Annotated in this window: 29 protein-coding genes and 1 pseudogene; 15 read left to right on the plus strand and 15 right to left on the minus strand. The window is 69.5% G+C overall.

Annotation, left to right across the window (positions count from 1 at the left end):
* On the minus strand, window positions 1-560 hold a 560-nt coding region (locus ACYVLJ_RS47465), incomplete at its 3' end, for an LLM class flavin-dependent oxidoreductase (RefSeq protein WP_460443677.1).
* Between the two features lie 264 nt (window positions 561-824).
* On the opposite strand from ACYVLJ_RS47465, the gene ACYVLJ_RS47470 reads away from it, so the two are divergent.
* On the plus strand, window positions 825-2132 hold the full coding sequence (locus ACYVLJ_RS47470; RefSeq protein ID WP_460443678.1) for a recombinase family protein: 1308 nt from the start codon (window positions 825-827) through the stop codon (window positions 2130-2132).
* 204 nt (window positions 2133-2336) lie between these two features.
* Here ACYVLJ_RS47470 and ACYVLJ_RS47475 read toward each other — a convergent pair whose 3' ends face one another.
* From ACYVLJ_RS47475 to ACYVLJ_RS47485, 3 genes are all read right to left on the minus strand, one after another.
* Window positions 2337-3023 (minus strand): hypothetical protein, encoded by a 687-nt coding sequence (locus tag ACYVLJ_RS47475; RefSeq protein WP_460443679.1) that lies wholly within the window; start codon window positions 3021-3023, stop codon window positions 2337-2339.
* Window positions 2986-3315, minus strand: a complete 330-nt coding sequence (locus ACYVLJ_RS47480) for a hypothetical protein (protein WP_460443680.1) — start codon at window positions 3313-3315, stop codon at window positions 2986-2988. The genes ACYVLJ_RS47475 and ACYVLJ_RS47480 overlap by 38 nt, the downstream gene beginning before the upstream one ends.
* A 172-nt stretch (window positions 3316-3487) precedes the next feature.
* Window positions 3488-3889, minus strand: coding sequence for a hypothetical protein (locus ACYVLJ_RS47485; RefSeq protein WP_460443681.1), 402 nt, complete (start codon window positions 3887-3889; stop codon window positions 3488-3490).
* A gap of 424 nt (window positions 3890-4313) precedes the next feature.
* Here ACYVLJ_RS47485 and ACYVLJ_RS47490 point away from each other — a divergent pair, with 424 nt between their 5' ends.
* The 5 genes and pseudogenes from ACYVLJ_RS47490 to ACYVLJ_RS47510 all read left to right on the plus strand — a co-directional run bounded on the left by ACYVLJ_RS47490 (window position 4314) and on the right by ACYVLJ_RS47510 (window position 10015).
* The gene (locus ACYVLJ_RS47490) at window positions 4314-5012 is read left to right on the plus strand and encodes a hypothetical protein (protein ID WP_460443682.1); all 699 of its coding nucleotides are present in this window, start codon (window positions 4314-4316) and stop codon (window positions 5010-5012) included.
* A pseudogene (locus tag ACYVLJ_RS47495) lies at window positions 5009-6447 on the plus strand (SDR family NAD(P)-dependent oxidoreductase). Before ACYVLJ_RS47490 ends, ACYVLJ_RS47495 begins: the two are co-directional and overlap by 4 nt.
* An 86-nt stretch (window positions 6448-6533) precedes the next feature.
* Window positions 6534-7403 carry a helix-turn-helix domain-containing protein gene (locus ACYVLJ_RS47500; protein WP_460443683.1) on the plus strand — a complete coding sequence of 290 codons (870 nt, stop codon included), beginning with the start codon at window positions 6534-6536 and terminating at the stop codon, window positions 7401-7403.
* Window positions 7400-8299 carry an aldo/keto reductase gene (locus ACYVLJ_RS47505; protein WP_460443684.1) on the plus strand — a complete coding sequence of 300 codons (900 nt, stop codon included), beginning with the start codon at window positions 7400-7402 and terminating at the stop codon, window positions 8297-8299. Before ACYVLJ_RS47500 ends, ACYVLJ_RS47505 begins: the two co-directional genes overlap by 4 nt.
* A gap of 246 nt (window positions 8300-8545) precedes the next feature.
* Window positions 8546-10015, plus strand: a complete 1470-nt coding sequence (locus tag ACYVLJ_RS47510) for an MFS transporter (protein WP_460443685.1) — start codon at window positions 8546-8548, stop codon at window positions 10013-10015.
* An 8-nt stretch (window positions 10016-10023) separates the two neighbouring features.
* On the opposite strand, the gene ACYVLJ_RS47515 is transcribed toward ACYVLJ_RS47510, so the two are convergent.
* From ACYVLJ_RS47515 to ACYVLJ_RS47535, 5 genes are all read right to left on the minus strand, one after another.
* On the minus strand, window positions 10024-10734 hold the full coding sequence (locus ACYVLJ_RS47515) for a DJ-1/PfpI family protein (RefSeq protein WP_451988555.1): 711 nt from the start codon (window positions 10732-10734) through the stop codon (window positions 10024-10026).
* A 207-nt stretch (window positions 10735-10941) separates the two neighbouring features.
* Window positions 10942-11751, minus strand: coding sequence for an alpha/beta fold hydrolase (locus ACYVLJ_RS47520; protein ID WP_460443686.1), 810 nt, complete (start codon window positions 11749-11751; stop codon window positions 10942-10944).
* Window positions 11752-11896: 145 nt separating this feature from the next.
* A complete protein-coding gene (locus ACYVLJ_RS47525) occupies window positions 11897-12700 on the minus strand; it encodes an IclR family transcriptional regulator (protein ID WP_460443687.1) in 804 nt (267 codons plus the stop codon).
* 168 nt (window positions 12701-12868) lie between these two features.
* Window positions 12869-13624: an MBL fold metallo-hydrolase gene (locus tag ACYVLJ_RS47530; protein WP_460443688.1), complete on the minus strand. Its 756-nt coding sequence runs from the start codon at window positions 13622-13624 to the stop codon at window positions 12869-12871.
* 36 nt (window positions 13625-13660) lie between these two features.
* Window positions 13661-14443, minus strand: coding sequence for an alpha/beta fold hydrolase (locus ACYVLJ_RS47535; protein WP_460443689.1), 783 nt, complete (start codon window positions 14441-14443; stop codon window positions 13661-13663).
* A 100-nt stretch (window positions 14444-14543) separates the two neighbouring features.
* Here ACYVLJ_RS47535 and ACYVLJ_RS47540 point away from each other — a divergent pair, with 100 nt between their 5' ends.
* Window positions 14544-14957 carry a MarR family winged helix-turn-helix transcriptional regulator gene (locus tag ACYVLJ_RS47540; RefSeq protein WP_451988550.1) on the plus strand — a complete coding sequence of 138 codons (414 nt, stop codon included), beginning with the start codon at window positions 14544-14546 and terminating at the stop codon, window positions 14955-14957.
* 75 nt (window positions 14958-15032) lie between these two features.
* Here the strand turns inward: ACYVLJ_RS47540 and ACYVLJ_RS47545 are convergent, their stop codons facing one another.
* On the minus strand, window positions 15033-15569 hold the full coding sequence (locus tag ACYVLJ_RS47545; RefSeq protein ID WP_460443690.1) for a TetR/AcrR family transcriptional regulator: 537 nt from the start codon (window positions 15567-15569) through the stop codon (window positions 15033-15035).
* A 73-nt stretch (window positions 15570-15642) separates the two neighbouring features.
* On the opposite strand from ACYVLJ_RS47545, the gene ACYVLJ_RS47550 reads away from it, so the two are divergent.
* The gene (locus ACYVLJ_RS47550; protein WP_460443691.1) at window positions 15643-16674 is read left to right on the plus strand and encodes an aldo-keto reductase family protein; all 1032 of its coding nucleotides are present in this window, start codon (window positions 15643-15645) and stop codon (window positions 16672-16674) included.
* Window positions 16675-17122: 448 nt separating this feature from the next.
* Here the strand turns inward: ACYVLJ_RS47550 and ACYVLJ_RS47555 are convergent, their stop codons facing one another.
* Window positions 17123-17872, minus strand: a complete 750-nt coding sequence (locus ACYVLJ_RS47555; RefSeq protein ID WP_460443692.1) for an SDR family NAD(P)-dependent oxidoreductase — start codon at window positions 17870-17872, stop codon at window positions 17123-17125.
* Window positions 17873-17963: 91 nt separating this feature from the next.
* Between ACYVLJ_RS47555 and ACYVLJ_RS47560 the strand changes: the two genes are divergently transcribed.
* Window positions 17964-18563, plus strand: a complete 600-nt coding sequence (locus ACYVLJ_RS47560) for a TetR/AcrR family transcriptional regulator (RefSeq protein ID WP_460443693.1) — start codon at window positions 17964-17966, stop codon at window positions 18561-18563.
* Between the two features lie 46 nt (window positions 18564-18609).
* Here ACYVLJ_RS47560 and ACYVLJ_RS47565 read toward each other — a convergent pair whose 3' ends face one another.
* Window positions 18610-19218 carry a chorismate mutase family protein gene (locus ACYVLJ_RS47565; protein WP_460443694.1) on the minus strand — a complete coding sequence of 203 codons (609 nt, stop codon included), beginning with the start codon at window positions 19216-19218 and terminating at the stop codon, window positions 18610-18612.
* Window positions 19215-20165 carry an SDR family NAD(P)-dependent oxidoreductase gene (locus ACYVLJ_RS47570; protein WP_460443695.1) on the minus strand — a complete coding sequence of 317 codons (951 nt, stop codon included), beginning with the start codon at window positions 20163-20165 and terminating at the stop codon, window positions 19215-19217. The genes ACYVLJ_RS47565 and ACYVLJ_RS47570 overlap by 4 nt, the downstream gene beginning before the upstream one ends.
* A 151-nt stretch (window positions 20166-20316) precedes the next feature.
* On the opposite strand from ACYVLJ_RS47570, the gene ACYVLJ_RS47575 reads away from it, so the two are divergent.
* The 5 genes from ACYVLJ_RS47575 to ACYVLJ_RS47595 all read left to right on the plus strand — a co-directional run bounded on the left by ACYVLJ_RS47575 (window position 20317) and on the right by ACYVLJ_RS47595 (window position 23968).
* Window positions 20317-20745, plus strand: a complete 429-nt coding sequence (locus ACYVLJ_RS47575; RefSeq protein ID WP_460443696.1) for an organic hydroperoxide resistance protein — start codon at window positions 20317-20319, stop codon at window positions 20743-20745.
* Between the two features lie 84 nt (window positions 20746-20829).
* A complete protein-coding gene (locus tag ACYVLJ_RS47580; RefSeq protein WP_460443697.1) occupies window positions 20830-21468 on the plus strand; it encodes a TetR/AcrR family transcriptional regulator in 639 nt (212 codons plus the stop codon).
* Between the two features lie 75 nt (window positions 21469-21543).
* Window positions 21544-22359, plus strand: coding sequence for an alpha/beta fold hydrolase (locus tag ACYVLJ_RS47585; protein ID WP_460443698.1), 816 nt, complete (start codon window positions 21544-21546; stop codon window positions 22357-22359).
* Window positions 22356-23228, plus strand: a complete 873-nt coding sequence (locus ACYVLJ_RS47590; protein ID WP_460443699.1) for a VOC family protein — start codon at window positions 22356-22358, stop codon at window positions 23226-23228. The genes ACYVLJ_RS47585 and ACYVLJ_RS47590 overlap by 4 nt, the downstream gene beginning before the upstream one ends.
* Window positions 23225-23968, plus strand: a complete 744-nt coding sequence (locus ACYVLJ_RS47595) for a 3-hydroxybutyrate dehydrogenase (protein WP_451988543.1) — start codon at window positions 23225-23227, stop codon at window positions 23966-23968. The genes ACYVLJ_RS47590 and ACYVLJ_RS47595 overlap by 4 nt, the downstream gene beginning before the upstream one ends.
* Before the next feature lie 21 nt (window positions 23969-23989).
* Here the strand turns inward: ACYVLJ_RS47595 and ACYVLJ_RS47600 are convergent, their stop codons facing one another.
* Complete coding sequence (locus tag ACYVLJ_RS47600) at window positions 23990-25351, minus strand: FAD-binding oxidoreductase (RefSeq protein ID WP_460443700.1); 1362 nt, start codon at window positions 25349-25351, stop codon at window positions 23990-23992.
* Window positions 25352-25512: 161 nt separating this feature from the next.
* Between ACYVLJ_RS47600 and ACYVLJ_RS47605 the strand changes: the two genes are divergently transcribed.
* Window positions 25513-26082 carry a TetR/AcrR family transcriptional regulator gene (locus ACYVLJ_RS47605; protein ID WP_460443702.1) on the plus strand — a complete coding sequence of 190 codons (570 nt, stop codon included), beginning with the start codon at window positions 25513-25515 and terminating at the stop codon, window positions 26080-26082.
* A 50-nt stretch (window positions 26083-26132) separates the two neighbouring features.
* On the opposite strand, the gene ACYVLJ_RS47610 is transcribed toward ACYVLJ_RS47605, so the two are convergent.
* Window positions 26133-26331: hypothetical protein (locus ACYVLJ_RS47610; protein ID WP_460443701.1), on the minus strand; the 199-nt coding region annotated here is incomplete at its 5' end.

Genomic DNA, 26331 nt, shown 5'->3' on the forward strand with positions numbered 1-26331 from the left:
GCGCGGGCGCGTTCGACGTCGGCGTCCAGCACCACGCCGTGCCCGGGCACCACCAGCTTGCCCGGACCGAGGACCTGCCGGGCGAGGCGGGTGTGGTCGGGCGTCACCTGCAGCGTGAGGGTGCCCGCCGCGCGGTCGGCCGCCAGCCGGAGCATCTTGGGGCCGAGCGCGGCCAGCAGCACGCGGTCGGCGGGGACGCCGGCCGCGGTCAGCGCGTCGAGGTAGCTCGCGACCTCGGCGAGCGGGGACGCGTAGCCGGCGTCGACTTCCCGGTGGCCGGCGCCGATGCCGATGAGGAGCCGGTCGGCGTGCTTCCCCGCGATCCGGTGGTAGGACTCCGCGACGGTGCCCGCGTCGGACTGCCACACGTTGAGCACGCTGGTGCCGATCACGATCCGGCTCGTGGCGTCGAGCAGCCGCTCCGCCGAGCGGAGGTCCGCGGTCGGTGACGCGGCCAGCCAGATCGCGTCGTAGCCGGCTTCTTCCAGCGCGACGGCGTCCGCCGCGGTTGCCTCGGCGGCGGTCAGGTAAGCGCCGAGCGGTCCCAGGTCGATGGTCATGATCACGACTTCAGCACCGGGTGGTCGCGCGCACCAGCGCCAATCGGCACGTGCTGCGATAAGCTTTCCTTATCGTCGAGGTCAACCGGGGTGGGGCCGTGGAGCTGCGGGCACTGCGCTATTTCGTCGCCGTAGCTATGACTCTCCTAGTGCACACTGGGTGCCATAGGACCTTCACAGCCACTCCGCGAGCGGGGCCGGACGCTGATCGAGCACGCCCCTGACCAGCTAGTTTGGATCCTCCAAGCCCGTGAGTCCAGGGTCGTGCCGGGCGAGGACGCCCCAGGTGAGGGGCAGGTCGACTACCAGCTCAGCGACCTGCGGAAGTTCGTGCAGACGATCGGCGGTCGGGTCGATCGCGAGGTTCCTGAGCCCAACGTGTCGTCGTTCAAGCGGCGACACGTCCCGCTGCCCGATGGCACCTACGGCTATCGAGCGGTGCGGCCGGACTGGGAGTCGATTCTCACCGCGTTGCGCCGAGATGAATGCAATGCTCTCGCCTCTGCCGATAGCGACCGGGCCACCCGGGATCCGCGCATTCTCGAAGATCTCATTGACGCGGTCGAGTTGTACGGCATTTACATAGTCAGCATGACCGGGAACATCAACTTCACCACCGATGAAGGAATCGACTCCGCGCGTCGGCTGGTCAATCAACGCAATGCCGAATCCCGAAACACGTCACGGCGCGTCACAGACGGAAAACGTCGTGCCGCTCAGGCGGGCAAGACGCACGGCGGACCCGACCGGCCATTCGGCTGGCGCAAAGACCGAATCAAGATAAACAAGCGCGATGCAAAACACATTCTCGTGGCCGTCCCCCGCATCATCGCCGGATTGAGTCCGCTGACTTTGGCGAAAGAGTGGAATGAGCGCAAGAGTCCCACCGTGACCGGTGTCGAGTGGCGAGCCGCCACAGTACGGAATATGTTCACCCGTCCGCGTATGTGTGGAAAAGTCGTCTACCGGGGCGCGGTTCTTCATGGGGAGGACGGTAAGCCGGTTCGCGGGAAGTGGGAGCCAATCCTCACCGATGATCAGTACGCGGCCGTCGTCCGCGCCTGGGCTCCCGCTCAAGAGCAAGAACAGTCGCGCGTCGGCGGGAAGGGACGTGGATATCGGACCAATCATTTGCTGTCGCCGTTCGTCCGGTTCGGTAAGTGCAATGCCCGCATGGTCGGGTCCAGCAGACGGGACCAGCGCTCGGGGGAGCTAATTGAGATCTACCGCTGCCCATCGAAAGGGCAGGGCGGGTGCGCTAGCACTTCGCGGGATGCGGCCCCCGTGGACGCCTACATTAAGGCTTTGGTGCTTGCGGAGCATCGGAAGATCCAGTCTCGGAAGCTTGAAAAATTGCCGCCGTGGCCGAAGGAAAAGGAACTCGCCGACCTGAAAGACCGGATGCGGGAGTCCTCGATGCGTTATGAAGCCGGGTCCTACTCGGCGGAAAGCTACTTCCCCAGTCTTGCGCGAATGGAGGCCACGGAGGCCACCCTGAAACGCGAGAAACGCAAGTACGCGGCGCGGCAGGATGCTCGCGACGCGGCCGTCGCGAACCTTGACAAGCAATGAAAAAGGCCGAGCTTCACCATTGAGCTGAAGCAAGCGGCGATTGCCGAGACTCTTACAGCTGTGGTGATTACGCCTGCAGGGAAGGGCATCCGATTTCATCCGAACCAGATTAAGCCGATTTTCCGCAACGAGAACGACTGACCTCTCAGAAAGACTCATTCTGGCACGGCGGACGAGCTGCCAATATGGTGAGAGTGGCGGACTTCACTGTGTCGAGCAAGTAAGATACCCACTGATCATAAAACCAGCTCCGCTTTGCCCTTGAAGAGTGAGCATGCCCAGTTGCGGCCCGGGGTCAATATTGATATAGAGCGCCAAACTGTCTTTCCAGATGAGATGGCAGGCGTCAATAATTTTGGTATTCGCGTCGATTCGCATCACTGCACTTTCAGGGATGAGTACGTCATCCCGGTACGCGCGCGGGTCCAATATCTGGCTGGCAAGGTGCGCGACGGCGCCGGGGCAGTCGGTGGATGAATGCGTGCGGGCGAAAGCGTATGCGGCGTCCGAACTGAACAACGAACACGCTCGCGCCGTGTCGCGTCGAGCAATCAGGAGCAACAGTTCGAGAACTGCCCTTGTCGGCGTCCAAGTGACTCCGGGTGCAGCCGGAATGTCTTGCATACCGGCGTACCCCATTGATTGTTCCGCAGCACGTGGCGGCGAATCCGGCGCAATGAATGCGGCGCTACAAATAAGGAGCGCTAGCCCTACGATCAAGGCAACGACAATATGCGCACGGCGCCGACGAAACCGCATCCTGACGGCGAACGCAACCGCGCAAAGCGTGATAACAAGCCCCGCCGACACGCCCAGCCACCACGCAACCATCGAATTGCTCCCAAGCTCCGAATCAGTGGCCCAGTTCAGCGAGCGCACGACGTAGCGCATCACGAGCAGTATCGGTAATAGTCACGATGCCATCATTTTCCTGAACGAGCGCCACATAACCAAATGCTTCCGCCCACTTATTCAGCGCAAGAATCTCCGGCAGATCGCCAGTTGACGGCTCATAGCGACCCGTCTTCGCCAGTTCGGCGAGCGCTTCATGCTGAGTCTTGCTTTTCTTCTTGATAAGCAGACTTAATTCAAGTACTACCTCCGGGTCGTCTCGCCACTCGCGTGTCGGATTCAACGCGGGATTGATCGAAAAGTTTGATTTTTCTCCACCCATTTCAGTCATGCCAACCTCGATTTCGCTGGTTAAGTGTAGCTAGACCTCGCATAGTCCATCATAGCGAACGTTCGAGCGCAATTTGATGCCTCCACAGAGCGCGTCCGAGGGGGCACGCGGTCGTACCCCCTCGGACGTGCCCTACCCTGGCTTACCTAGCAGGATCTTGGACAGGTGACCGTTACATCTGGCAAGAGTCGGAAGCCTGACCGACCTGGTTGTGTACGTCGTGGTCGTACACGTAAACGGTGATGTCCCACCTTCCATTCGGGTTCACAATGTAGGCTGTGGGGGCACTCCAGGATCCCGAACCGCTGACATATAGATTCGTCGGGGAACCGTTGCCGTAGTAGTTTCCGTCCTTGTACACGGCATACGTAATGTCGATGTGCTCATTCCACTCGTAGTCAACACCTGATGCCTTGTACGAGATCGTGTTCGCGTCGGTGATGCATCTCGCGTCCAGCGAGGTGACGCCGAATCCATCCTCTTCGCCAGCGAATGCAGGAATCGCACCTGCGGTCACAAACGAGATGGCCGCCGTCGCGACAATAAAGAAATTTCGAGCGAACGATGAACGCATGAAAACCCCTCTTTTAATTTAAGTACCATAACTTCTTGCACACTGCTGGGGATATAAAAGAAGCCGAAGGCCGGCGAGTAAGTTTGCCTCGAAATTAAGAACCCCCCGCTCCCGCGAACGAGCCTGGCACGGAGACGGTGAAAGTTCAACGCATCCAGATATTTCTTGTTGACAGCCCGCGGATGTCGCATCGCTAGCAACTATGAGTTGATACGCGGTCTGCTCGGGGTCGTACGAGTTCGCTGGAATGGACTAAGCACTGCGCGTGTCCTGAGCGACATCGTTTCTCTCACTGTGAGCATTGCTAATGCCTTGTATGTCTTGTTGGCACGATAAGACTGGGTCTGACGCAGATGCGGTCCTCTGTCCGCTTCGCAGTCGCTTGCGGTGGCGTTGTCGCAGGTAGAGGCGCATCCTGGGGATCATGGGCGGGAAGAAATTTTCGGATCGCCTGGTCGCTGCCGGGGAGCGCAAAGCAGCCCGTGACCAGGACCGGAATCGGCGGCGGTCGGCGATTGAGCGTGCCGTACGGGTGCCCGCGCTGATTGGTGCGGGGATTCTCGCGCTGGTGGCGTGGTGGCTGTCCGGGTGGGAAATGTGGCCGTGGCTCTTCGGCGGCGTCGGCGGTCTCGTGGCCGTGCTGGTGGTGGCCCGGGGAATGCCGCCGATGTGGCGGCTGACGGTGCCCCTGCTGGTGGTCGGGGTGTGGTTGCTGACCTATGTGGACCCGTGGTGGTGGGTGTTGCTGGCGGGGGTCGCGGTGACCGGTGCCGGGGTGGCTGCGCTGGTGATGCTGCGACTACAGGTCCGGCGCTGGCAGACATTGGGGGCGCTGGCGCTGGGTGTAGGGATGGTTGCGGCGGGGTGGGTGATGCTGGCCGTGGATGCGGCGACGGAGAAACGTCAGGCTCAGGCCGAACTCAATGAGGCTCACGATGAGGCAGTGGCCCGTATCCTGCCGCGCAGTCCGGCCAGCATGGTCGACTTTCTTGCCGAGCACATCGCGCGCTTCAATCCGGACGATCGGTTGGCGTGCTCGGTGTTCACCCCACAGGCGCAACGGCAGTTCGCCGAGCGCAGCAGGTCGTGCCGACCGTGCGCATCGGCACGGCCGCCGGCATGACCGCCCGGCTGGAACGTGGGATCGACGCCTTCCGCGAGCGGGCGCCGGAGTTCGACGTCGTACTGGCCGATCTGCCGGTCGAGGCCCGGCTCAACGCTCTGCGGCAGGGTGACCTCGACCTGGCGCTGCCCCGGGGTGTGCGTTCGGTGCCCGGGCTCGAGGTGCTGCCGGCCTGGACCGAACGCCTGTACGCGGTGGTGTCCCGGCGGCACCCGGCGGCGGACCGCCGAGCCGTCGGCCGCGCCGAACTGGCCGGCGGCACGCTGCGCCTGCCCGCCCGCGAGCACGACCCGCCGCTGCACGACGCCGTGGCCCGCGTGCTGAGCGACACGGGGTGGCAGCCGGCGGCCGGCCGCCCGACGGGCACCCTGCAGGAGACGATCGTCGAAGTCGGCTCGGAGCCCCGGAGCTGGACGGTGCTGCCGGCCGACCAGGTCGCCGAGATCCGCTCGACCCGCGTCCGCGCGATCCCGCTCGAGCCGCCGGTCACGATCGCGGCAGCATCGTCGTCGCGCCGGACACGGCGAACAGCGCGGCCGAGTGCGCGGTGGCGGCCTTCGGTGACGAGGGTGTCCCGCACCGTCCATAGTGGACCCCGGGGTGGGGGTATCACTCCCTCCCACGCCGGCCGAAGCGCTCGTACCGTCGAGCTCATGATCAGTCAACCTCAGGCCGGTGGTCCCCTCGCCGGCACAGCAGCCCTGGTGACCGGAGCCAGCAGCGGCATCGGCGAAGGCACCGCGCTGGCACTGGCCGCGCTCGGCGCACGGGTGACCGTGGTCGCCCGCCGAGCGGACCGCCTCGACGCGCTCGTCGAAAAGATCACGAGCACCGGTGGCCACGCTCTCGCCGTGAGTGCCGACATCACGGACGAGGAACAAGCTCAGGCGCCGTCGCCCGCGCCGTCGAGGTGTACGGCCGCCTCGACACCGTGGTGGCCAACGCGGGCGTCATGATCCTCGGGCCGATCACCGGCGCGGACACGACCGACTGGCGCCGGATGATCGAGCTCAACACGCTCGGGCTCATGTACACCGCGCACGCGGCTGCCCCGCACCTGCTCGAGGCCGCGGCCGACGGTCCCCGCCGGGTGGCCGATCTCGTCCTGGTCAGCAGCACCGCGGGCCGGGTGGTGCGCGGTGGCGGCGGTGTCTACAACGCGAGCAAGCACGCCGTGACCGCGTTCGGTGAAGCCCTCCGCGGCGAAGTCACCCGACGCCATCTGCGCGTTTCGCTCGTCGAGCCCGGTTCGGTGGAAACCGAGCTGCCCCTCCAGAACCACCCCGACGTCCAGGAGCGGATGTCCGCGCGATACTCCACTATGGAGCGACTGCGTCCCGCGGACGTGGCGGACACCATCACCTTCATCGTCACCAGGCCACGCCACGTTGCCGTGAACGAGGTCTTGGTCCGGCCGACGGAGCAGCAGGATTGAGCGCCGCGACGCCGGAGCGCCGGCTCGGCCAACGTGGGTGCGCTGCACCCACGCGCCGGGTGCCGGTCCGCATTACTGTCGTCGGTGTGGACAGTGACAACGAGCTTGGTGACTACCTGCGAGCGCGACGGGCGCTGGTCCGGGTACAGGAGGTCGGTCTGCCCGACGACGGTCCGCGGCGGGTGCCGGGGCTCCGGCGCGACGAGGTGGCGCTGCTCGCGGGAGTGAGCACGGACTACTACGTGCGGCTGGAGCAGGGCCGGGAACGGCACCCGTCCGATCAGGTGCTGCGATCGATCGCCAGTGCGCTGCAGCTGGACGACGACGCCGCGGCGCACCTCTTCCGGCTCGCCCTGCCGCTGTTCGGGGCGCGTGCGGCCACCTCGCTGACCGTCGCTCCGGAGCTGGTCCGGCTGATGGACGGCATGCCGGACGTACCCGCCTTCCTGGTCGGTGCGGCACAGGACATCCTCGCCGCGAACGCGATGGCCCGTGAGCTCTACCGCGGGTTCGCCCGGTACGACAACCTGCTGCGGATGATCTTCCTGGACCCGTACGCGAGGTCCTTCTACGGTGACTGGGATGCCGCGGCGCGGCTCGCGGTGAGCAACCTGCGGGCGTCGTCTTCGCAGTTTCCCGCGGACGAGCGCATCGAGCGGGTCGTCGGTGAAGTGAGCTTGCGCAGCCCGGCGTTCGCGAACCTGTGGGCCCGCTACGAGGTGCGGCCGCGGACCAGCGAGCTGAAGCACTTCGTGCACCCGCAAGTGGGGGAGCTGAGGCTGCACTTCGAGACGTTCGCCGTCGCCAGCGCCCCTGGGCAGCACCTGTCCGTGTACAGCGCCGAACCCGGCAGCGCCAGTCACGACGGTTTGGTCCTCCTACGACGTCTGGCCGAGCAAGCGGCCACCGGCTCCGACGACGCCGAGGCTCTCGAGAAAGGTGACACCCGATCATGACCACCTCGCTCGCGGACAGCGTGGGCACCTTCGAGATCGCCGGGAAGAAGGTCGCCCGGTTGGGTTTCGGCGCCATGCGGCTGACCGGGCTCGGGGTGTGGGGCGCGCCTGAGGACCGCGCCGAGTGCGTGCGGGTCGTGCGGCGGGCCGTCGAACTCGGCGTGCAGCTGATCGACACCGCCGACTCGTACGGTCCCCACATCAGCGAAGAGATCATCCGGGAGGCGATCCACCCTTACCCGGACGACGTCCTCATCGCGACCAAGGCGGGTCTGACCCGTAACGGCCCGGACACCGTCAGGCGGAGCGGCGAACTGGTGCGCCTCGGCCCCCGAGCCTGGCCCCCGGTCGGTCGTCCGGAGTACCTCCGCCAACAGGCGCAGCTGAGCATGCGCCGGCTCGGCGTCGATCGGATCGACCTGTTCCAGCTCCATCGCGTCGACCCCGCGGTTCCGCTGGCGGACCAGGTCGGCGAGTTGAAGAACCTCCAAGACGAGGGCAAGGTCGTCGCAATCGGACTGTCACAGGTCACGGTCGGTCAGATCGAGCAGGCGCGGCTGATCGCCGACATCGCCACGGTCCAGAACCGGTACAACGTCGCTGACCGAAGCTCCGCCGACGTCTTGGACCACTGCACCCGGCATGGCATCGGGTTCATCCCCTGGGCGCCCGTGGCCGCGGGGGAGCTGGCCCGCCCCGGCGGGTCGGTCGACCACATCGCCGCGGCGCACGGCTGCACTCCGTCCACTGTGGCGCTTTCGTGGCTGCTGCACCGATCCGACGTCGTCCTGCCCATTCCCGGCACCTCGAAGGTCGCCCACCTGGAAGAGAATCTGGCCGCGTCCCGGGTCCGGCTCACCGAAGCGGAGCTGGCGGAACTCACCGCGGCCACGTAACCGACGCTCGGTCTGCGGACTTCCGCCTACCGCGGGCACACGCCAGGTGATGGAGCGGCATAGGACCGACTGCGCCTGTGCGATCGCCGGCGAACTCGACATGCCCGGATCTTCGAAGGCGGAGCGGTTCTGAACATCGTCTTCGTGATCTGCCGGGCAACCGGAGAAGAATTCCGGTTCGACCACGACTACTACGGACGCTTGCTCCACCGATGAGGCGGTCGTAACCGAAAGCGAGACCAAGTAATGACTTCGACATCGAAAACGGCGACCAGGACGTGGGTCGGCGTGGTCACACTGCTGGCCGGCACGCTGCTGCCACCCTTGGATTTCTTCATCGTCAACCTCGCCATCCCGTCGATCCAAGACGACCTCGGCGGCGGCGACCTCCTGGGCCAGCAGATCGTGGCGAGCTACGCCGCCACCTACGCGGTGACGCTCACCCTCGGTGGCCGGCTCGGCGATCTGTACGGGCGGCGGCGGACCTTCCTCGCCGGCCTCGTCGGATTCGCCCTTGCCTCGCTGCTGTGCGGTGCGGCCGGCGAACCCTGGCTGCTCCTCGTCGGACGCATCCTGCAAGGCCTGACGGCCGCGCTGATGGCGCCGCAGTCCTTGGCCCTCATCCGCGCGAGCCTCGGCGGCCGCGACCAGACGGTCGCCCTGGGCTTCCACGGTGCGACTCTGGGCCTCGCCGCGGTGATCGGCCAATCCCTGGGCGGCCTCCTCGTCACCGCCGACGTCTGGGGGCTGGGCTGGCGGGTGATCTTCCTCCTCAACCTGCCCGTCGCGGCCCTGGCTCTGGTGGGCAGCCTGGTCCTGCGTGACCCGCCCACCCGGGGCGCGGAAAGGCTCGACTGGATCGGTGCGATCCTGCTCTTCACTGGTCTCGCCGGGATCGTCATCCCCCTGGTCGAGGGGCGCGCCCTGGACTGGCCCTGGTGGTCCTTCGTCGTGCTCGTCGTCGCCGCCGGCCTGCTGCATCGCTTCTGGCGCTACGAATCCGCCCTCGGCGCCGGTCGGCGACGTGGTCGCGGCCTGCCCCTGGTACCACCCCGGGCGGTCACCGCGCCCGGAGTGCGGAGCGCTCTCGTGGCGGTCGCCCTGTTCTACTCGATCGCCGCGTTCTTCCTCGTCTTCTCGGAACACGAGCAGGCCGTCGGCCGCACTCCACTGCAGGCAAGCCTGGACATCCTGCCGCTGGGGATCGGTTTCCTGATCGGGCCGCTGACCGTGCCGCACCTCATGCGGGTCATGCGACGCCGGATCGCCGCGCTCGGCCTGCTCCTGGAGACCATCGGGTTCCTCACCTTCGCCGGGCTCGTCGCCGCCTTCGGCCAGACACCGTGGGCGGCCGCGCCGCTGGCGCTCATCGGCTTCGGCCAAGGGCTCGCACTGCCGTCGCTGATCCGCATCACGGTCACGCACATCCCGCGCGCGTTCGCCGGGCTGGCCAGCGGTCTGGTCAACGCGACCCTGCAGATCAGCGCGGCCCTGTCTGTCGCGATCATCGGCGGCATCTTCTACGCGACCGCCGGGGCGTACGGCTCGGCCCGGGCCATCACCACGGTGTCGATCCTCATCGCCGCGCTCTTGTTCGCCTCCTCCTTGCTGTCGCTGCGAGCCGAACGTGTTCCGTCCCTCGATACGCCCTCGCCGATCGAAGAAGCACACGATCGCCCGGTGAAGGTGAAGCGCGTCGCGAGGGTGGCCAGGTAGCGGGTGGGTCACGGACGGCGCCACACCGCTCCGCGTTGCTCGTACTCCAGCACGGATTCCGCGCCGACGGCGGCGTCGGCGCCGAGTTCCCGGGTCACGAGCCAGAGCGCGAGGTCCAGGCCCGACGTGACCCCGCCCGCGGTGACGAGGTCGCCGTCGTCGACGACGCGGGCGTCGATCACCCGCGCCTGCTGGGCGGCGAGGTCGGCCTTCGCGAGGTGGTGCGTCGTGCACGGACGGCCCTTGGTCAGGCCCGCGGCCGAAAGCACCATGACGCCGGTGCACACCCCGGCGACGACGGCGTGGCGGGCGCGGCCGAGGTCGTGAAGGAAAGCGCTGTCTTTGATCAAGGCGTTGACGCCGGGACCGTCCTTCGCGGCGTACCCACCGCCGGGGACGATGAGAACGTCGTCGGCGGCGTTCGGGTTCCACGCCGTGGACACCCCGAACTTCGTGCCGAACGTGCCGGTTACGACGCCCGGCGCACCCCGGTTGACCAGCGTCACCTGGACCTCACCCTGCTGGTGCCCGGCGTGGCCCAGCACGGCGAGGGGGCCGATGACGTCCTGCTCCTCGACGCCGTCGAAGAGCAGGATCTGCACGCGGAGCGTCCCGCGTGCCGGCTGGGCGGCCGAAGCGGTGCCGGTGGTGGCGAGCGAGGCGAGGGCGGCGGTGCTCGTCGAGGCGGCGGAGAGCCGGAGGAAGTCCCTGCGTTCCATGGGGGACGCCTTTCTGTCGGGGGTCTCGCTCCAACAGTCGTGCGCGCGGGCGCCGGAGTTCCACGACATTTGTCGGGCAGGGCGTTGCGTCGTGAGACTGACCTTTGTGGACTGTCCACGGCGCCGTTCGCCGGACCAACGCCGAAAGGTGTGCGCTGCCGCTGAATGCGGTGGCGCACACCTCTCGCGGGCCGGCGAGCAGCGGTGCTAGCGACCGGCCGCCTCTTCGATGACGGAGGTCACCTTGTCCGGATGCGAGATGTAGACGACGTGGCTGGACCCGGGGACCTCGGTGATCTTCGCGTTCGCGCGCTGGTACATCCAGCGCTCGAGGTCGGGGTTGGAGACCATGTCGGACCCGGCGACGATGCCGTAGCTCGGCTTGGTCTTCCAGGCGGCCGTCGTCACCTTCTCCTCGAGGATGCTCGCGGAGACGAAGACCTGCGACCGGGCCATGAAATCGGCCTGCCGGGCGGGGAGATCGGCCGCGAAATCGGCGTGGAACTTCTGCGGATCGAGCATCAGGAACCCATCACCGGCGGGCTTGATGTCATTGGTCGGTGAGGGGATCTTCTGGAGGAGTTCGCCGAGGGTCTCGCCGGCGTCGGGTACGGATGCCGCGGCGTAGACCAGCGCCGTCACCTTGGGATCGTCGCCGGCCTGGGTGATGACCTCACCGCCGTAGCTGTGGCCGACGAGCACGACGGGCCCGTCCTGCATGGCGATGACGCGGCGCGTCGCCGCGACGTCGTCGGCCAGGCTGGTTTCGGGTTCCTGGACGATGCTGACGTTGTAACCCTTAGCCACCAGGCGGTCTTGCACAGCCCGCCAGCCCGAGCCGTCGGCGAACGCGCCGTGCACCAGGACGACGTTGTGGACCTTGGGCTTCGTGTGTTCGACCTGGACCGGCGACGCCGTGGCGCCGGCCTTGGCGTCGGCACTCGCCGGCGAGCCAAGGATCGCCGTCGCCACGATGCCGGCCAGCCCCAGGGTGACCGCGGGAAGGATCTTTTTCATTGTCTGGCTGTCTTTCTGCTCAGTGATCGTTCAGCTCGAGATCCATCGTCGGCCGCGGCCACGACCCGAGCCAACGCAAGATGCAGGATGTGCAACCAACGGAAAATGACCTACGTCATGGCCGAGGGCGGGAATATCCGGGCCGTCATTCGCTGTCGAGCACGTCCTGAACCGGCACATCGAGCGATTCGAGCCGGATCGAGGCGCTCGATCCGAGGATCGTCGCGAGGCGGGCGCCGAGTTCGGCGCAGGCGGCGAGCAGCGGTGCCGCGAGGCGGTGCAGCACCGGGTCGGGCAGCCGCGAAGCGTGGCCGGCGATGGCGACCGATCCCAAGGCGTGGCCCGATCCGGGGTCGAGCACCGGTGCCGCGATGCCGTTGAGCTCCGGATGGTTGACCGACCGCGAGATGGCGTAGCGCCGGCGGCGGATCTCGGCGAGCTGCTCGGGCACCTCGGTTCGCGCCGCCCGGCCCGGCTGGGCGAGGAGGACGTCGTCGACCTGGTGGGCGGGGAGGAACGCGAGGATCGCCGTTCCCGCGCAACCCGAGGTCAGCGGCGAGCGTTCGCCGATGTGCGCGATCGGGTGGGCGGCGGTGCCGGGCGGGCCGGCGCTGAGCACCATGACGCGGTGGGCTCCGCTGCGGAGCTGCAGGCTCGCCGTCTCGCTGGTCTCGGCGGCGAGCCGGACGAGTGCCGGGCGGGCCCGGTGCAGGAGGGCCGGGCGTGGCCCCACGAGCGAGGCCAGGGCGACCGCGCGGGCGCCCACCCGGTAGCCGCGGCGTCCGATGTGGTCGACGTACCCGTGTTCCTGCAGGTCCCGCAGGACCCGGTAGGCCTTGGTCGAGGGCAGGCCCGCGCGCTCGGCGATCGTCTTCAACGCGGCCGGCTGGTGCAGGGCGGCGAGCGTCTCGAGGATCCGGAGCGCGCGGATGTGCCCGTCCTCGGCCACTGGCGCATCCTTTTCCGTACGGGGCGCCAACGGGTTTTCTCGTGCGGCGCACAGACGGAGGTGGTGGCAGCCGCCTCGAGCATCGCACTTCACGACGCCTGCGTCAAGACCGAACGTTCTATCCGATGACGGTCCCCGAATGGCAGGCCCGCACCCGGTCCGGGCCGGCTACGGGACGACCACCCGGACCCCGGGCAGCGCGATCCGCACCTCGACGTCCGGCGCGAGGCGGGCGACGGCGTCGGCGTAGTGCCGCGGGTCCTGGTCGCCCTTGGTGATCAGGCGGTCGCCGAGGTAGCCGCTGTGGAACGCGTAGTGGTGGGGGATCGCGAGCGTCGGCCGCAGCACGGCGGTCAGCTCGGCCGCTTGTTCGGCGTTCATCACCACCTGGGCCAGGTTCGCCGGCCGGATGCAGAGGCCGTTGGTGGGCAGGATCGTCAGGTCGACCGGCCCGAGGCGATCGGGGATCTGGTCGAGTTCGGGCACCCGCAGCGAGTCGCCGCCGAAGAACAGGGTCCGGCCGCCCGCCTGGAGCACGAACGTCACCTCGTGGACGCCGTGCTGGCCGGGGGTGGCGGTGACCGTGAGGTCGCCGACCCGGGCGGACTCCCACGCCTCGACGGTGTGCAGGGTGGTGAAGCCCTTGGCCTTCGCGATGGCGGTCACGGTGCCCGGCCCGACGAGCGGGGTGGCCGGGTCGAGGCCGCCGGCGAGGAGGGCGTCGAGGTCGCAGTGGTCGTAGTGCTCGTGGCTGATCACGACCGCGTCGAGCCGGCCCAGTGCGGACACGGGCATCGCGACCCGTTCGCCTTGGTGGTACGTGGCTTTTTCGGTGAACCACGGGTCGGTGAGGATCCGCAGGTCGCCGAGTTCGATCAGCTGGCACGCGTGGGCGATCCGGGTGACCGCGAGGGAGGTGCTCATGTGTGGTGTTCCTTTCCGGGGAAGCTCAGTGGATGGTCAGAGGTCCGTGATGGCGCCGAGGAGTTCTTCGGGCGTCTCGACCTGCGGGAGGTGGCCGGACCGGGGCAGCACGGTGAACTTCGCCATCGGGATGGCCGCGGCGTAGGCCTTGCCGTACTCGGTGCTGACGATCCCGTCGCTCTCGCCCCAGATGACGTGGACGGGCAGGTCGATCGCGTGGAGCCGGTCCAGCAGGGCCGGGTCGGACATGGCCGGTCCGGTGTAGGAGAGCAGCGCCTGGATGTCCGGGCCCGGTCCGGTGCCGCCGGCCGCGGGCGGTGCGGGTGCCTTGCTCGGGTCGTGGAAGGACAGTTTGCTCAGGTCGGCGGGCGCGAGACCGGCGACGCTGGTCACCGGGTGCCCCTCGACCTCGATCCCGACGCCGTCGACGATCACTGCGCCGCCGACCCGGGGGCTGCCCAGGAGGGCGATCTCGGCGGCCAGCCAGCCGCCGAACGAGTTGCCGATCACCGTGACGTCGCTGAGGCCGAGCTCGTCGAGCAGGCCGACGTAGGCGGCCGCGAGGGCGCGGGTCGAATCCACACCCGGCACCCGCGGGGTGCCGGCGAACCCGGGGTGGGTCGGCGTCAGTACCCGGGAGTGCGTGCGATGGGCGAGCAGGTCGGCGAAGCCGGTCACCGTCGCCGGGCCACCTCCGCCGTGCAGCAGGAGGAAGGGTCGGGTGTGGTCGCGGTCTTCGACGGTGACCACACCGCCGGCGGCCGGCGCGCTGAGGGTGCGGATGGGCCGGAGGCTTCCGGCGGGGACGGAGTTGCTCATGCGATCTCTCCTTGGTGGGGTAGGCTATGTAAACAACCTTATATAAACATGCTTAGTTTGGCAAGTGGGAGGGTCGCGGATGGTGGGTTACGCTGCGTCGGTGTCACCGTCGCTTCAGGAGATCGGGCTCGCTGTCAAGCGGCTGCAGTGGAGGCACCACCGCGAAGCCAACCGCAGGCTGGCCGAACACGGGCTTTCCCTGGTGCAGTGGGACGTTCTCCGGCACCTGCACCAGCAGCCCGACGCCACGCTGCACACCCTGGCGGATCTGACCTTCCAGACCGACCAGTCGATGGGGGCCCTCGCCAAGCGCATGATCGAGCGGGGCCTGCTGAAGCGGGTGGACGGCCCCGGCCGGGCCACCCGTCATCACCTGACCGGCGAAGGCGAGCGTGCCTTCGAGGCCGGATCGTCCGTCCTGGAATTCGTCCTGGCCGAGACCGTCGGCACGCTGACCGAGGCCGAACAGGCTGTCCTGTACGAACTCCTGATCAAAGCGGCCGGGTCGCGGTGACCGTGCGCGGGATCACCGGAGCGCACGAACGCGCGGCCACCGCGGGTCTCCGTGCTCCTGGCGGGGCGGGTCAGGTCACGACTCGGTGATCGCCAGCAGCGCCGCGGTGAAAGGAGCTGGGTCGACGTCACCGCGGACGGCGAGCTGCTGGTTGTAGCCGTGGCAGAGGGCTACGAACGCTTCTGCGATGCGGGACGCGTCGGCTGGTTCGCGGCCGGGCAGGAGCGCGGCGACCTCGGTGCGCAGGTTGTCGAGCTGCCGGTGGACGAGGTCGGCGAGGGGAGGGGAGACGGCGGCTTCGGCGTAGATCTGCGCGACGAGGCGGGCGTGGTCCTCTTCGCGGGCCAGGGTGCGGATGTGCTCGACGAACTCGCGGATCGACTCGGCCGTCAGTTCGGCGGGCAGCGCCTGGGTCGCCTCATCGCAGATGGCGGCGACGATCTCGTCCTTGCCCTTGAAGTACCGGTAGATCGCGCCGACTGACAGGCCGGAGGCTTCGACGAGGTCGGTCATGGACGTCCGGGCGAAGCCGCGCGTGGCGAAGCGGGCGCGGGCTGCGTCGATGATCTGGCGACGGCGGGCGTCGAGGCGGGCTTGAGTGACGCGTGGCATAAAAGAACGACCATTCGTTTTTTGTGATAGCGTCCCGACCATACCCCACTGCTCGTCCCGTCAGGAGACTTCTGTGCGTTACCAGGCTTTCGGCCGAAACAGCGGCTTGCGGATCTCGGAGTACGTGCTCGGCACGGCCAACTTCGGCTCGGCACCCGCGGCCGCGGGGGTCGAGGGTGCGAAGGCGATCTTCGAGGCGTTCGTCGCGGCCGGCGGCACCACGTTCGACGTCTCGAACATCTACCAGGACGGCGAAGCCGAGACCGTCCTCGGTGAACTCCTCGGCCGCGAGCGCGACGACTTCGTGCTGATCACCAAGTACAGCGGGAGCAGGAGTGCCGTCCGGGCGGGCGCCACCGGCAACAGCCGCAAGACGATGATCCGCTCCCTGGAGGAAAGCCTGCGACGCTTGAAGACCGGCTACGTCGACGTCTTCATGCCGCACTTCCCCGACGGCGTGACGCCGATGGCGGAGATCCTGGCCGGTTTCGAGGACCTGATCCGCGCGGGCAAGATCCGCTACGGCGGCTTGTCGAACTTCCCGGCCTGGCGGGTCGCCGGCGCCGCGGTCCGGTCGGAGCTGGGCGGTCATCCGGCGCTGGCCGGTATCCAGACCGAGTACAGCCTGGCCGAGCGGTCCGCGGAGCGGGAGCTCCTCCCGATGGCCGAGGCCCACGGGCTCGGCATCGTCGGGTACTCGCCGCTGGCGGCCGGGCTGCTGACCGGCAAGTACCGGCGCGGCGAGCAGGGCCGGCTCAGCGGCCGGGAAGTGGACGCCGGGAAGTCCGCGGTGCTGGACGCGGTCCTCGACGTCGCCGAAAAGACCGGGACCGGTCCGGCTCAGGTCGCCTTGGCCTGGCTCCGCCGCCGCGCCGCCGAAGCCCGGACGTCGATGGCCCCCATCGTGGGCCCGCGCACCCCGGCTCACTTGCAGGGGTACCTCGACGCGCTGGACGTCGAACTCGCCGACGAGCACTACCGGTGGCTGGCGGAGGTGGGCGCCGTCCGGCTGGGGACGCCCCACGAGGACGTGGCAGGCGCGCTGGCCCACGGCCTCGACGGTGACCGAAGCCTCCTCGATGCCCCGCCCGTTCCCGTGCAATGAGGCCTCGGCCGGCCGGATTTCGAGGTGTGGCAGTGGGTTCGCGTCGGTACGCGAGAGTGGGTTGCCGCGCGGGGCGCGGTGCTGTGCTGCGTCGGCGAGCCGGGGTTCGGGCTGGTGATCGCGAACGCGTCGACCGACGGCCACGACGTGACGCGCACGACCCACGACGACGGTGGAACGACCATCTTGGTGCGCCGATCGTTGCTGCGTGCGACAGTCTCCGCGCAGAGGGTTCGGGCCGCGGTCACGGTCGGGCCGGAAGCGCCGTTTTCCGCGGTGCGGCGAACGGACCTGCTCGAGCGGGAGCTGGGTGAACCGGCGTGGTCCGGGGACGAGCCGATCACGCTGGAGCTGCGGCCGTTCCGGATCACGACCATCCGTGCGCGGCTGACGCGTCGAGGACCGCGGCGGCGGGCCGACATCGGTCGGCACGCCGCCCGGCCGGGGCTCAGATCTGGTTCTCACCACCGTCGACGTACACGTTGGCGCCCAGCATGAAACTGCTGTCGGGCGAAGCCAGGAAGGCCACCGCGGCCGCGACCTCCTCGGCGCGCCCGAGCCGTCCGATGGCGATCCGGGCCGCTTCGGCCGCCTTGAACGCCGGCGCGTTCTCTTCGCCCACGAGTTCGGTCATCCCGGAGGTGTCGATCGGGCCGGGGGAGAGGGCGTTCACCCGGATCCCGCGGTCCTTCAGCTCGTTCGCCCAGACGCGCGTGAACGTCCGCAGGGCGGCCTTGGACGCCGCGTAGGCGCCGAAGCCCGCGGTGCCGCGGTCGGCCGCGGTGGAGGCGTTGACGATCACCGAGGCCCCCTGATTCAGGAGCGGAAGCGCTTTCTGGACCGTGAAGACGGTGCCCTTGACGTTGACGCCGAAGACCTGGTCGAAGTCCTCGGCGGTGAGCGTCTCGATGGTGGCGAACGAGGCGGTGGCCGCGTTGGCGAACAGCACGTCCAAGCCCTGGCCGCGCGCTGCGACCTGCTCGTAAAGGCGGTCCAGCTCGGCCGGCACCGTGATGTCGGCCTGCACCGCGGTCACGTTCTCGCCGATCACCTCGACCGCTTCGTCCAGTTCGGTCTTGCGCCGGCCGGCGATGAACACGTGCGCGCCCTCGGCGACCAGCCGCGCGGCGGTGGCGCGGCCGATCCCGCGGGTGCCGCCCCCGGTCACCACCGCGGTCTTGCCTTCGAGCCTCAGCATTTCGACCTCCCGATAATTGTGCACCGATCGGTGCAGAAGTCGACCGTAGCAGGTTCTGCACCGATCGGTGCAGAAGCGGTAGGGTGAGCTGGTGAACCAGGCGCAGGTGGGCCGTCCGCGGGCGTTCGACGCCGAAGCGGCCTTGCAGCAGGCCATGGTGGTCTTCTGGGAGCAGGGCTACGAGGGGGCGAGCCTGGCCGACCTGACCGAAGCCATGGGGATCTCCCGCAAGAGCATGTACGCAGCCTTCGGCAACAAGGAAGACCTCTTCCGGCTCGCGTTGCAGCGCTACACCGAAGGTCCCGGCGCCTACATCCTCGAGGCGCTGCAAGCGCCCACCGCCCGCGAGGTGGCGACGCTGTTCCTCGCCGGCTCGGTCCGGGCGAACACCCGGCCCGGGTTCCCGGCCGGCTGCCTGGGGGTGCAGGGCGCGCTGGCCGTCGGCGCGACCGGGCAGGTCGCGCACGACACCCTGGCCGCGTGGCGCGCGTTGGGGCAGAAGTACCTGCGAGAGCGCTTCCGACGGGCCGTCGACGAGGGTGATCTGCCCGCCGGCGCCGAGCCGGAGCTGATCGCCCGCTACGTCATGACGATCGCGAACGGAATGGCCGTGCAGGCGGTGGGCGGCGCGACCCGGGAGGAGCTGCAGCGGGTGGCGGAGCTGGCGCTGCGGAACTGGCCGCCGGCCTGAGCGAGGTGCTGCTCAGGCCGGCGGCTTCGTTGTCAGGGCAGGTCGGTCACGCCGCGCAGACGGAGTGCACGGCGGTGCCGAGCGCCTGGCGGTGCAGCGCGTCCAGCCGATCCAGGACCACAGCCGAGCCGGTCGCCAGGACGAGCTGCGCACCGCACGGGATCCGCTCGGCGCGGATGTCCACAGTGGACGCCAGGCGCGTGAGCAGGTCCGTGGTGAGCCGGTCGAGGCGCGTGCGGATCTGGCCCAGGTCCGGCCGGGTGGTGGGGGCCTCGTCCGGGTGCGCCGTCCAGCGGGCGAACAGCCCGCGCTGCACCACCTTGCTGGCGGTGATCTGGTCGCGGAAGAACGCCGTCGCCGCGTCCGGGTCCAGGCCGATGGCCGCGGCCTGGGCGCGCACCTGGTTCAGCACCTGCTCCTCGCGCGCGGGGTCGTCGATCGGTGAGTCGGTGCCGAACTTGGCCGCTGCCACGTCGTCGCCGACGCGCAGGCGTTCGACGACGAGGTCGGTCAGCGGGCCGAGCCTGCCGAGCGAGCCGTTCGCCGTGAGCGCGGCGGGAACTTCGGCGGCCGCGGCCGCGGGAACGGTCAGCGTCATCGCGCCGGCCACCGTGAGTGTCGTGGCGGCGATGCCGCGGGCCACCTTGCTGGTCAACTGCTTGCCTCGCTTTCCTTGATGGGGAGGTAGGTGACGTCGGTGAGGTGTTCGGACGCCGCCCACAACCGCCGCCGCAGGCGGTCGTCGTGGGAGAGCGCGCTGGAGGTGACCAGCTCGGGGTAGCCGGTGCGCCCGCGCGGGCCGAAGTAGTCGCCACCGCGGGCGTGCGGGTCGGTGGCGGCGCGCAGCGGTCCGAGTGCGCCCTTCGCCGCGCTCTGGGACAGGGCGAGCGCGAGCGGGTTGACCTTGGGGTTGAGCGCGGCCCGGACCAGCGCGTTCATTTCGCGCCCGCCCTCGGTCCGGGCGAGGCCCGGGTGCCCGGCCGCCGCGATCGCCGGGCTCCCAACGGCCCGCAGCCGGCGGTCGAGTTCGTGGGCGAACAGCAGGTTCGCCAGCTTGGCCCGGTTGTAGGCCGCCATGAACCGGTAGGCGCGGCCGGGCTCGGGGTCGAGGTCGGCCGGGTCGATGGTGCCCTGGCGGTGGCCGTTGCTGCCCACCGTCACCACCCGCGCCCCGGCGGTGCCGGTGAGCAGGTTCAGCACCAGGCCGGTGAACGCGAAGGGGCCGAGGTGGTTCACGGCCATGGTCGATTCGAAGCCGTCTTCGGTGACCGCGTACCGCACGCGGAAGCCGCCGACGTTGTTCACGAGCAGGTCGAGGTGGGCGTACTCGTCGTGCAGCCGGCGCGCGGCGGCGCGGGCCGACGCGAGCGAGGCGAAGTCCACCAGCAGGGTGCGGACGACGGCGCCGGGGGAGCCGGCCCGGATCCGGTCAGCCGCCGCGGCCGCCCGCCCGGCGTCGCGGCAGGCCAGGACGACGTCGGCGCCGCGGCGGGCGAGCGCGTCCGCGATCGCGAAGCCCAGCCCGGTGCTGGCGCCGGTGACGAGGGCGGTCCGGCCGTGCTGGGCGGGGATGTCCTCGAAGGACCAGCGTTGCCGTGTCACGGGTGCACCTCTCAGCTGTATGTAGCGATCACTATAGCACGATAAAGATAGAACGTTCGGTCTTGACACGCCGACGGAAGGCTCGCATAGTGGAGAGCGATAGAACGTTCGGTATCGCGGACTGGTCCGCGATCGTGAAGGGATTCCCGCCATGAGCAAGCCTCTGTACCTCGGCATCGCCACCTCGACCGGCGACGGCCGCGCGGGAGGGCAGGCGCGGACCGACGACGGCCTGCTCGACATCTCCCTGGCCATCCCCAAGGAGATGGGCGGCCCCGGCGGTGCGACCAACCCGGAGCAGCTGTTCGCGGCGGGCTGGGCGTCGTGCTTCCACTCTGCGCTCAAGGCCGTCGCGGCGCAGCGGAAGGTCAAGGTCACCGACTCCGCCGTCGTCGCGGAGGTGCAGGTGCACTCGACGGACGAAGGCGGCTTCACGCTCAGTGCGGCGCTGCACGCGGAACTGTCCGGTGTGGACCAGGCGACCGCCGACCAGCTCGTCGAAGGCGCGCACGCGATCTGCCCGTACTCGAACGCGACGCGGGGCAACATTCCGGTGACGGTCGACGCGACTGTCGCCTGAGCCGGGGTGGCCGGGCCGGCGGAAGACTCCCCGGCCCGGCGCGCCCGGTGCGGAGCGGGGCCGCCGCGGACCTATCATGGCCGGATGGCGAGGGATTCCAGCTCCGTACCGACGGCCGCCGGCTTGAGCAGCCAGGAGGTCATCCTCGACGCGGCTCGCGCCCTCGTCGGGGAAAAGGGCTACGACGGCATGGCGATTTCGGACCTGAGCGCCCAGTCCGGGCTGCCGCCGAGCTCGATCTACTACCACTTCGGCAGCAAGCTCGGGGTGCTGGCGGCGCTGCTGGAGCGGACGTTCGACGAGCTGCACGCGTTGTTCCCGAACCCGTCGTCCTTCGACGAACTGGCGCCACTCGACCGTCTCGAAGCGTGGTTCTCCGCGGCCTGTGACTCCCTCGACCGCCGCCCGGACTACCTGCAGCTGCTCGTCGCCATCAGCGTCGGCCCGCAGAAGGACGCCGAGGCGGTGCGGGCGACCGTGCGCCGCATCCGCGACTACGCGCACGCTTCCTGGGTCGCCGCGCTCACCCCGATCTTCGCCCCGCGCGGTGGCAAGAACAACGAAGCCCTCGTCCAGGAGCTGGCCGTCCTCGGCCGCGCCTTGACGGACGGGCTTTCGGTGACCAACAGCTTCGACGGCATGAGCTACCGCTCGCAGGTCGCCCCGTTCGTCGCCCTGATCCGCGGCCTGGCGGACCAGCGGGCGCCGAAGCGCAAGCGCTGACCACGTCCGAACGGCCTTGATAACACCGCTGCCCGTTGTATAGTGAGCGCTACATACAACGAATGGGGCGGCACAGTGACGAGCACTCTGGATGTCGGTGACGCGCGCCTGGCCTACACCGAGGCCGGTTCGGGCAGCCCGGTCGTGTGGCTGCACGGCTCGGGGCCGGGCGCCACCGGCATGAGCAACTTCGGCGGTAACCTGCCCGCCTTCGCCGACCACCGCAACATCGTGGTCGACCTGCCGGGCTGGGGTGCGTCCCCGCGGCCCGGGACCGACGAGCCGCTGATCTTCCACGCCGCCGAGCGCGTGTCCCGCGCGATGACGGCGCTCGGGATCGAGCGGGCCCACCTGGTCGGCAACTCCTACGGCGGCGCCGTGGCCATGCGGATCGCGATGCAGTATCCGGACCGCGTCGACCGGCTCGTGCTCATGGCGCCGGGCGGCGTCCTGCCGGCCGACGCGCCACCCTGGCCCACCGGCCTCGAACGCCTTTTCGGTTACATGGCCGCGGAAAAGCCGTCGCGCGAGGCGATGGCCGAGTTCGTGCGCCTGATGGTGTACGACGAGTCGCTGGCGACCGAGGCGCTCATCGACGAGCGCTACGAATCGAGCCTGCGCGCGCACCCCGAGCTGCCGATCCCGCCGAACTTCGGCGACCTGACCCCCGACCTCGGCCGGATCGCCGCCCCCACGCTGCTCGTGTGGGGCCGGGAGGACCAGACCGTGCCGCTGACGTGGGCGGCCAAGATCCTCGACGGCATCCCGAACGCGGAGCTGCGGGTGCTGCCGCACTGCCGGCACTGGGTCCAGTACGAGCGCGCGCCCGAGTTCAACCACCTCGTCCGCGAGTTCCTGCGGGGCGGCGCGGCCGCCGCGGCGGAGGGATGACCGTGGGAATCAGGAAGCTGGGTTACGTCGGTCTCGACGTCACCGACGTCGACGCGTGGACCGACCTGCTCGGCCGCACGCTGGGCGTCGGCGTCACCCACGCCAAGTCCGGCACCGACGAGATCGTCCTCGCCGAGCTCGACGAGTTCAAGTACCGCCTCGCCCTGCATCCGTCCACTGAGGACCGTCCGCGCGAGCTGGGCTGGATCGTCGACTCACCCCGCGAGCTCGACCGGCTGACCGGGCGGCTCACCGACGCCGGGTTCGCCGTCGCGGACGGCTCGGCCGAGGAGGCGGACCTGCGCGGTGCCACGCACCTGCGCTGGTTCACCGACCCGGTCGGCTACCGCGTGGAGCTGGCGGTCGGCGAAGCCAAGGTGCGCCTCGGCGCGGAGCGGCCGGCGGGCGGGCCCGGCGTCACCGGCCTGGGGCATTTCGTGCTTGCCAGCCCGAAACTCGAGGAACTGCGCGAACTCTACGAGTCGGTGCTCGAATTCCGGCTGACCGACTACCGCGCGCCGGGCCTGTTCTTCTTCCGCTGCAACCGGACCCACCACAGTATCGCGCTCGCGAACGCCGAAACCGCGTCGATCCACCACCTGGAGCTCGAACACGGCTCGATCGACGACGTCGGGCGGGCCTACGACCGGGCCCAGGCCAACGCCGTGCCGATCTCGATCAGCCTGGGCCGGCACAGGAACGACAAGGCGATCTCCTTCTACGTCCGCAACCCCAGCGGGTTCCACCTGGAGATCGGCTGCGGCGGCATCGACGTCGGCGACGACTGGGTCCCGCACGACTTCGGGCGGTCGGACGAGTGGGGGCACCACCACGCGGAGGCCAACCCGTTCGCCGCGCCGAAGTCGTGAGCCTTTCGGGCCGCCGCGCCCTCGTCACCGGCGCGGCGAGCGGGATCGGCCTGGCCGTGGCCACCCGGCTCGCCGGGCTGGGCGCCCACGTCGTGGTGTGCGACATCGACGCCGAGGGGGCGGCGCGGGCGGCCGAGGTGGTCGGCGGCGAAGCGCTGGCGGTCGACCTGAGCGAGACCGGCGCTCTCGCCGAGCGGGCGTTCGACGCCGACATCCTGGTGAACAACGCCGGGGTCCAGCACGTCGCGCCGGTCGAGCGCTTCGAGCCCGAGCGGTTCGCGGCCATGACCCGGCTGATGCTGGTGGCGCCGTTCGTGCTCAGCCGCGCCGTGCTGCCGGGCATGTACGCGCGCGGCTGGGGCCGGATCGTGCACGTCTCGAGCATCCACGGCCTGCGGGCCAGCGCGTACAAGTCCGCTTACGTCAGTGCGAAGCACGGCCTGCTGGGACTGTCCAAAGTGCTCGCGCTGGAAGGCGCGGCCCGCGGCGTCACCAGCAACTGCGTGTGCCCCGGGTACGTGCGCACTCCGCTGGTCGAGAACCAGCTGGCCGACCAGGCGGCGGTGCACGGGCTGAGCACCGGCGAGGTGCTGTCGGAGGTGCTGCTGGCGAGGACGGCGGTCAAGCGGCTGATCGAGCCGGGCGAGGTCGCCGGCGCGGTGGCGTACCTGTGCTCACCCGAAGCCGCTTCGGTCAGCGGGACCGAGCTGGTCCTGGACGGAGGCTGGAGCGCCTCCTGACCAGGTACCGGCCCGGTGCGGTCAGCTCATCGGCAACGGTGTCGCGGCGAACACGCCGTCGGGGTCGACGGCGGCCTTGACGCGCCGCAGCCGCGGCAGGTTGTCGCCGTAGGCGTGGGGGATCTGGTCGGTCGCGTCCGGGCCGAGCAGATTGGCGTACCCGCCGGGGAACGCGTGCCCGGCCAGTGCGGCCGACGCCGCGTCCGCCCAGCCGCCGACGTCTTCCCCGATACCGAGGATCTCGGCCATCAGGTGCGGCCGGCGGAGGCCGAACGCGGTGTCGGCGGCGGCGACCCGCGCCGCGGCGCCGTGGAAGTGGTGCAGGCTGATCCCGGACTGCGGCGTCGGCAGCCGGCCGCCGAACCGCTCGACGACGGCGGCGACGTCCTCGTCGAGCCCGGGCACCGAGCGGGTCCGGATGGTGACGTGCCTGCCGTCGGGGAACATCGCGTCCCGCCCGGCGATCGCGGTCGCGTGGGGCACGGTCTCCAGCTGGGCGAGCAGGGGGTCGCCGAGGCGGGTCAGCGCGGCCACCGGTCCCGACGGGTCTTCGCCGGTGCCGACGTCGCCGGCCCAGGTCGGCAGCACGAGCAGGGCGGGCGAACCGTCCGGTGCGGCGATCACGCCGGTCTGGATCGTCAGGTCGTCGGGCGCGTCGAGCTGCGCCTCGCGGACCCGCGCCAGGACCTGCCCGGCCTGGTGCCAGGGGTAGAGCACCAGGCCGGTCACCACGGCCGGCACGGCGTGCAGCCGGACGGTCATCGCCGTGACGACGCCGAAGTTGCCCCCGCCGCCGCGCAGGGCCCACAGCAGGTCCGGGTCGTGCCGGGCGTCCGTGCGCACGATCGTTCCGTCGGCCGTGACGACCTCGGCGGCGAGCAGGTTGTCCGCGGCGAGGCCGATCCGCCCGGCCAGCGGTCCGTAGCCGCCGCCGAGGGTGAGCCCGGCGACCCCGACCGTGCCGATGGTGCCGGTCGCGCCCACGAGACCGTGCTCGCCGGCCGCGGCCAGCAGGTGGTTGGCGGACGCGCCGCCCCCGACCTCGGCGGACCGGGTGGCGGGATCGACCCGGACCCCGTGCAGCGGCCGTACGTCCAGGGTGAGACCCCCGTCGGCCAGGGCGCGGCCGGCCCAGTCGTGGCCGCGGGAGCGGACGGAGAGGGGCAGGCCGAACTCGCGGGCGGTCCGCACGCCGAGCACGACGTCGGCGGTGGTGGTGCAGGTCAGCACGAGGGCGGGCCGGTGGTTCACGGCGCCGTTCCACAAGGCGACGCCGTCGGCGTATCCCGGGCCGGATGAGTGCACTTGGCGGTCCGGGACGGCGGTGCGCAGCGCGCGGTGGGCGTCGGCGAGGGAACGGGCGTGGTCGCGGGTGTGGGGCATGGGTGTCCTTCATCGAGTTAGAGGAGTACCGAACGTTCTCCTCTTTGAATGTAGCGTTCACTCTAAAGCGCGTTCTGTCGAGTGTTAGGGTGACTTGGCGTAGTGATACCGATCGTTCTATCTGCTAAACTCGCAGGATGGTGCTCAACGCTCGAGGTCAGGTGTCGGAAGCGCGGTCGAGGTTGCTCGCGACGGCCACGCGGATCTTCTACGCCGAGGGTCTGCACTCCGTGGGGATCGACCGGATCGTCGCGGAGGCCAAGGTCACCCGCGCCACGCTGTACCGGCACTTCCCCAGCAAGGACGACCTGGTCGTCGCGTACCTGGAGGGTGTCCACGAGATGGAGCGCGAAGGGATCGACAAGGTCGTCGCCGGGGACCTGCCGGCGGCCGACGGCTTGCGGGCGATCGCCAAGACGATCGCCGACGGCATCGGGTCGGCCCACTTCCGGGGCTGCGCCTTCCTCAACGCGGTGGCGGAGTACCCGGACCCCGCTCATCCCGTGCACCAGGCCGTCCTCGCGCATCGCGAGTGGTTCCTCCGTACGGTCACCGACCTGCTCGCGCAGGTGGGCGAGGCTCCGGCGGAGCCGGCGGGGCGGCACTTCGTGATGCTGCGCGACGGCGCGATGGCGGCGGGCTGCCTGTCGGATCCGGCCGAAGTCTCGGACACGTTCCGCCAGGGTGTCGACGGGATCCTGGAGCACCGGCTCGCCTCCGCGAGGAAGTGACCCCGCTTCCGGGGTAGAACGTTCGGTCTTGACGAGTGGCGAGCTCGTCGCTACGGTGGGTTGTGTACTGATCGCTCCATACAAGGAGCGACCCGGGCTCCGCGTCGGCGGGCCCGCTCAATGCCGAGCCGCACTTCTACGCCTTCGCCGACGGCGAGTCCGGGAAGACGAACCTGCTGCGGCAGATCGCCCGCGGTATTTCCGAGCGGTTCACCGCCAAGGAAGCGCTGATCCTGCTGGTGGATTACC

The sequence above is a fragment of the Amycolatopsis stemonae genome, from assembly GCF_054781455.1.

Bases quoted from the DNA above. Each gene is read 5' to 3' on its own strand.
- ACYVLJ_RS47475 (WP_460443679.1), bottom strand. From the start codon at position 3,023: ATGCGCTACGTCGTGCGCTCGCTGAACTGGGCCACTGATTCGGAGCTT.
- ACYVLJ_RS47480 (WP_460443680.1), bottom strand. From the start codon at position 3,315: ATGACTGAAATGGGTGGAGAAAAATCAAACTTTTCGATCAATCCCGCG.
- ACYVLJ_RS47485 (WP_460443681.1), bottom strand. From the start codon at position 3,889: ATGCGTTCATCGTTCGCTCGAAATTTCTTTATTGTCGCGACGGCGGCC.
- ACYVLJ_RS47490 (WP_460443682.1), top strand. From the start codon at position 4,314: ATGGGCGGGAAGAAATTTTCGGATCGCCTGGTCGCTGCCGGGGAGCGC.
- ACYVLJ_RS47505 (WP_460443684.1), top strand. From the start codon at position 7,400: ATGACCACCTCGCTCGCGGACAGCGTGGGCACCTTCGAGATCGCCGGG.
- ACYVLJ_RS47510 (WP_460443685.1), top strand. From the start codon at position 8,546: ATGACTTCGACATCGAAAACGGCGACCAGGACGTGGGTCGGCGTGGTC.
- ACYVLJ_RS47515 (WP_451988555.1), bottom strand. From the start codon at position 10,734: ATGGAACGCAGGGACTTCCTCCGGCTCTCCGCCGCCTCGACGAGCACC.
- ACYVLJ_RS47520 (WP_460443686.1), bottom strand. From the start codon at position 11,751: ATGAAAAAGATCCTTCCCGCGGTCACCCTGGGGCTGGCCGGCATCGTG.
- ACYVLJ_RS47530 (WP_460443688.1), bottom strand. From the start codon at position 13,624: ATGAGCACCTCCCTCGCGGTCACCCGGATCGCCCACGCGTGCCAGCTG.
- ACYVLJ_RS47535 (WP_460443689.1), bottom strand. From the start codon at position 14,443: ATGAGCAACTCCGTCCCCGCCGGAAGCCTCCGGCCCATCCGCACCCTC.
- ACYVLJ_RS47545 (WP_460443690.1), bottom strand. From the start codon at position 15,569: ATGCCACGCGTCACTCAAGCCCGCCTCGACGCCCGCCGTCGCCAGATC.
- ACYVLJ_RS47555 (WP_460443692.1), bottom strand. From the start codon at position 17,872: ATGCTGAGGCTCGAAGGCAAGACCGCGGTGGTGACCGGGGGCGGCACC.
- ACYVLJ_RS47575 (WP_460443696.1), top strand. From the start codon at position 20,317: ATGAGCAAGCCTCTGTACCTCGGCATCGCCACCTCGACCGGCGACGGC.
- ACYVLJ_RS47580 (WP_460443697.1), top strand. From the start codon at position 20,830: ATGGCGAGGGATTCCAGCTCCGTACCGACGGCCGCCGGCTTGAGCAGC.
- ACYVLJ_RS47590 (WP_460443699.1), top strand. From the start codon at position 22,356: ATGACCGTGGGAATCAGGAAGCTGGGTTACGTCGGTCTCGACGTCACC.
- ACYVLJ_RS47600 (WP_460443700.1), bottom strand. From the start codon at position 25,351: ATGCCCCACACCCGCGACCACGCCCGTTCCCTCGCCGACGCCCACCGC.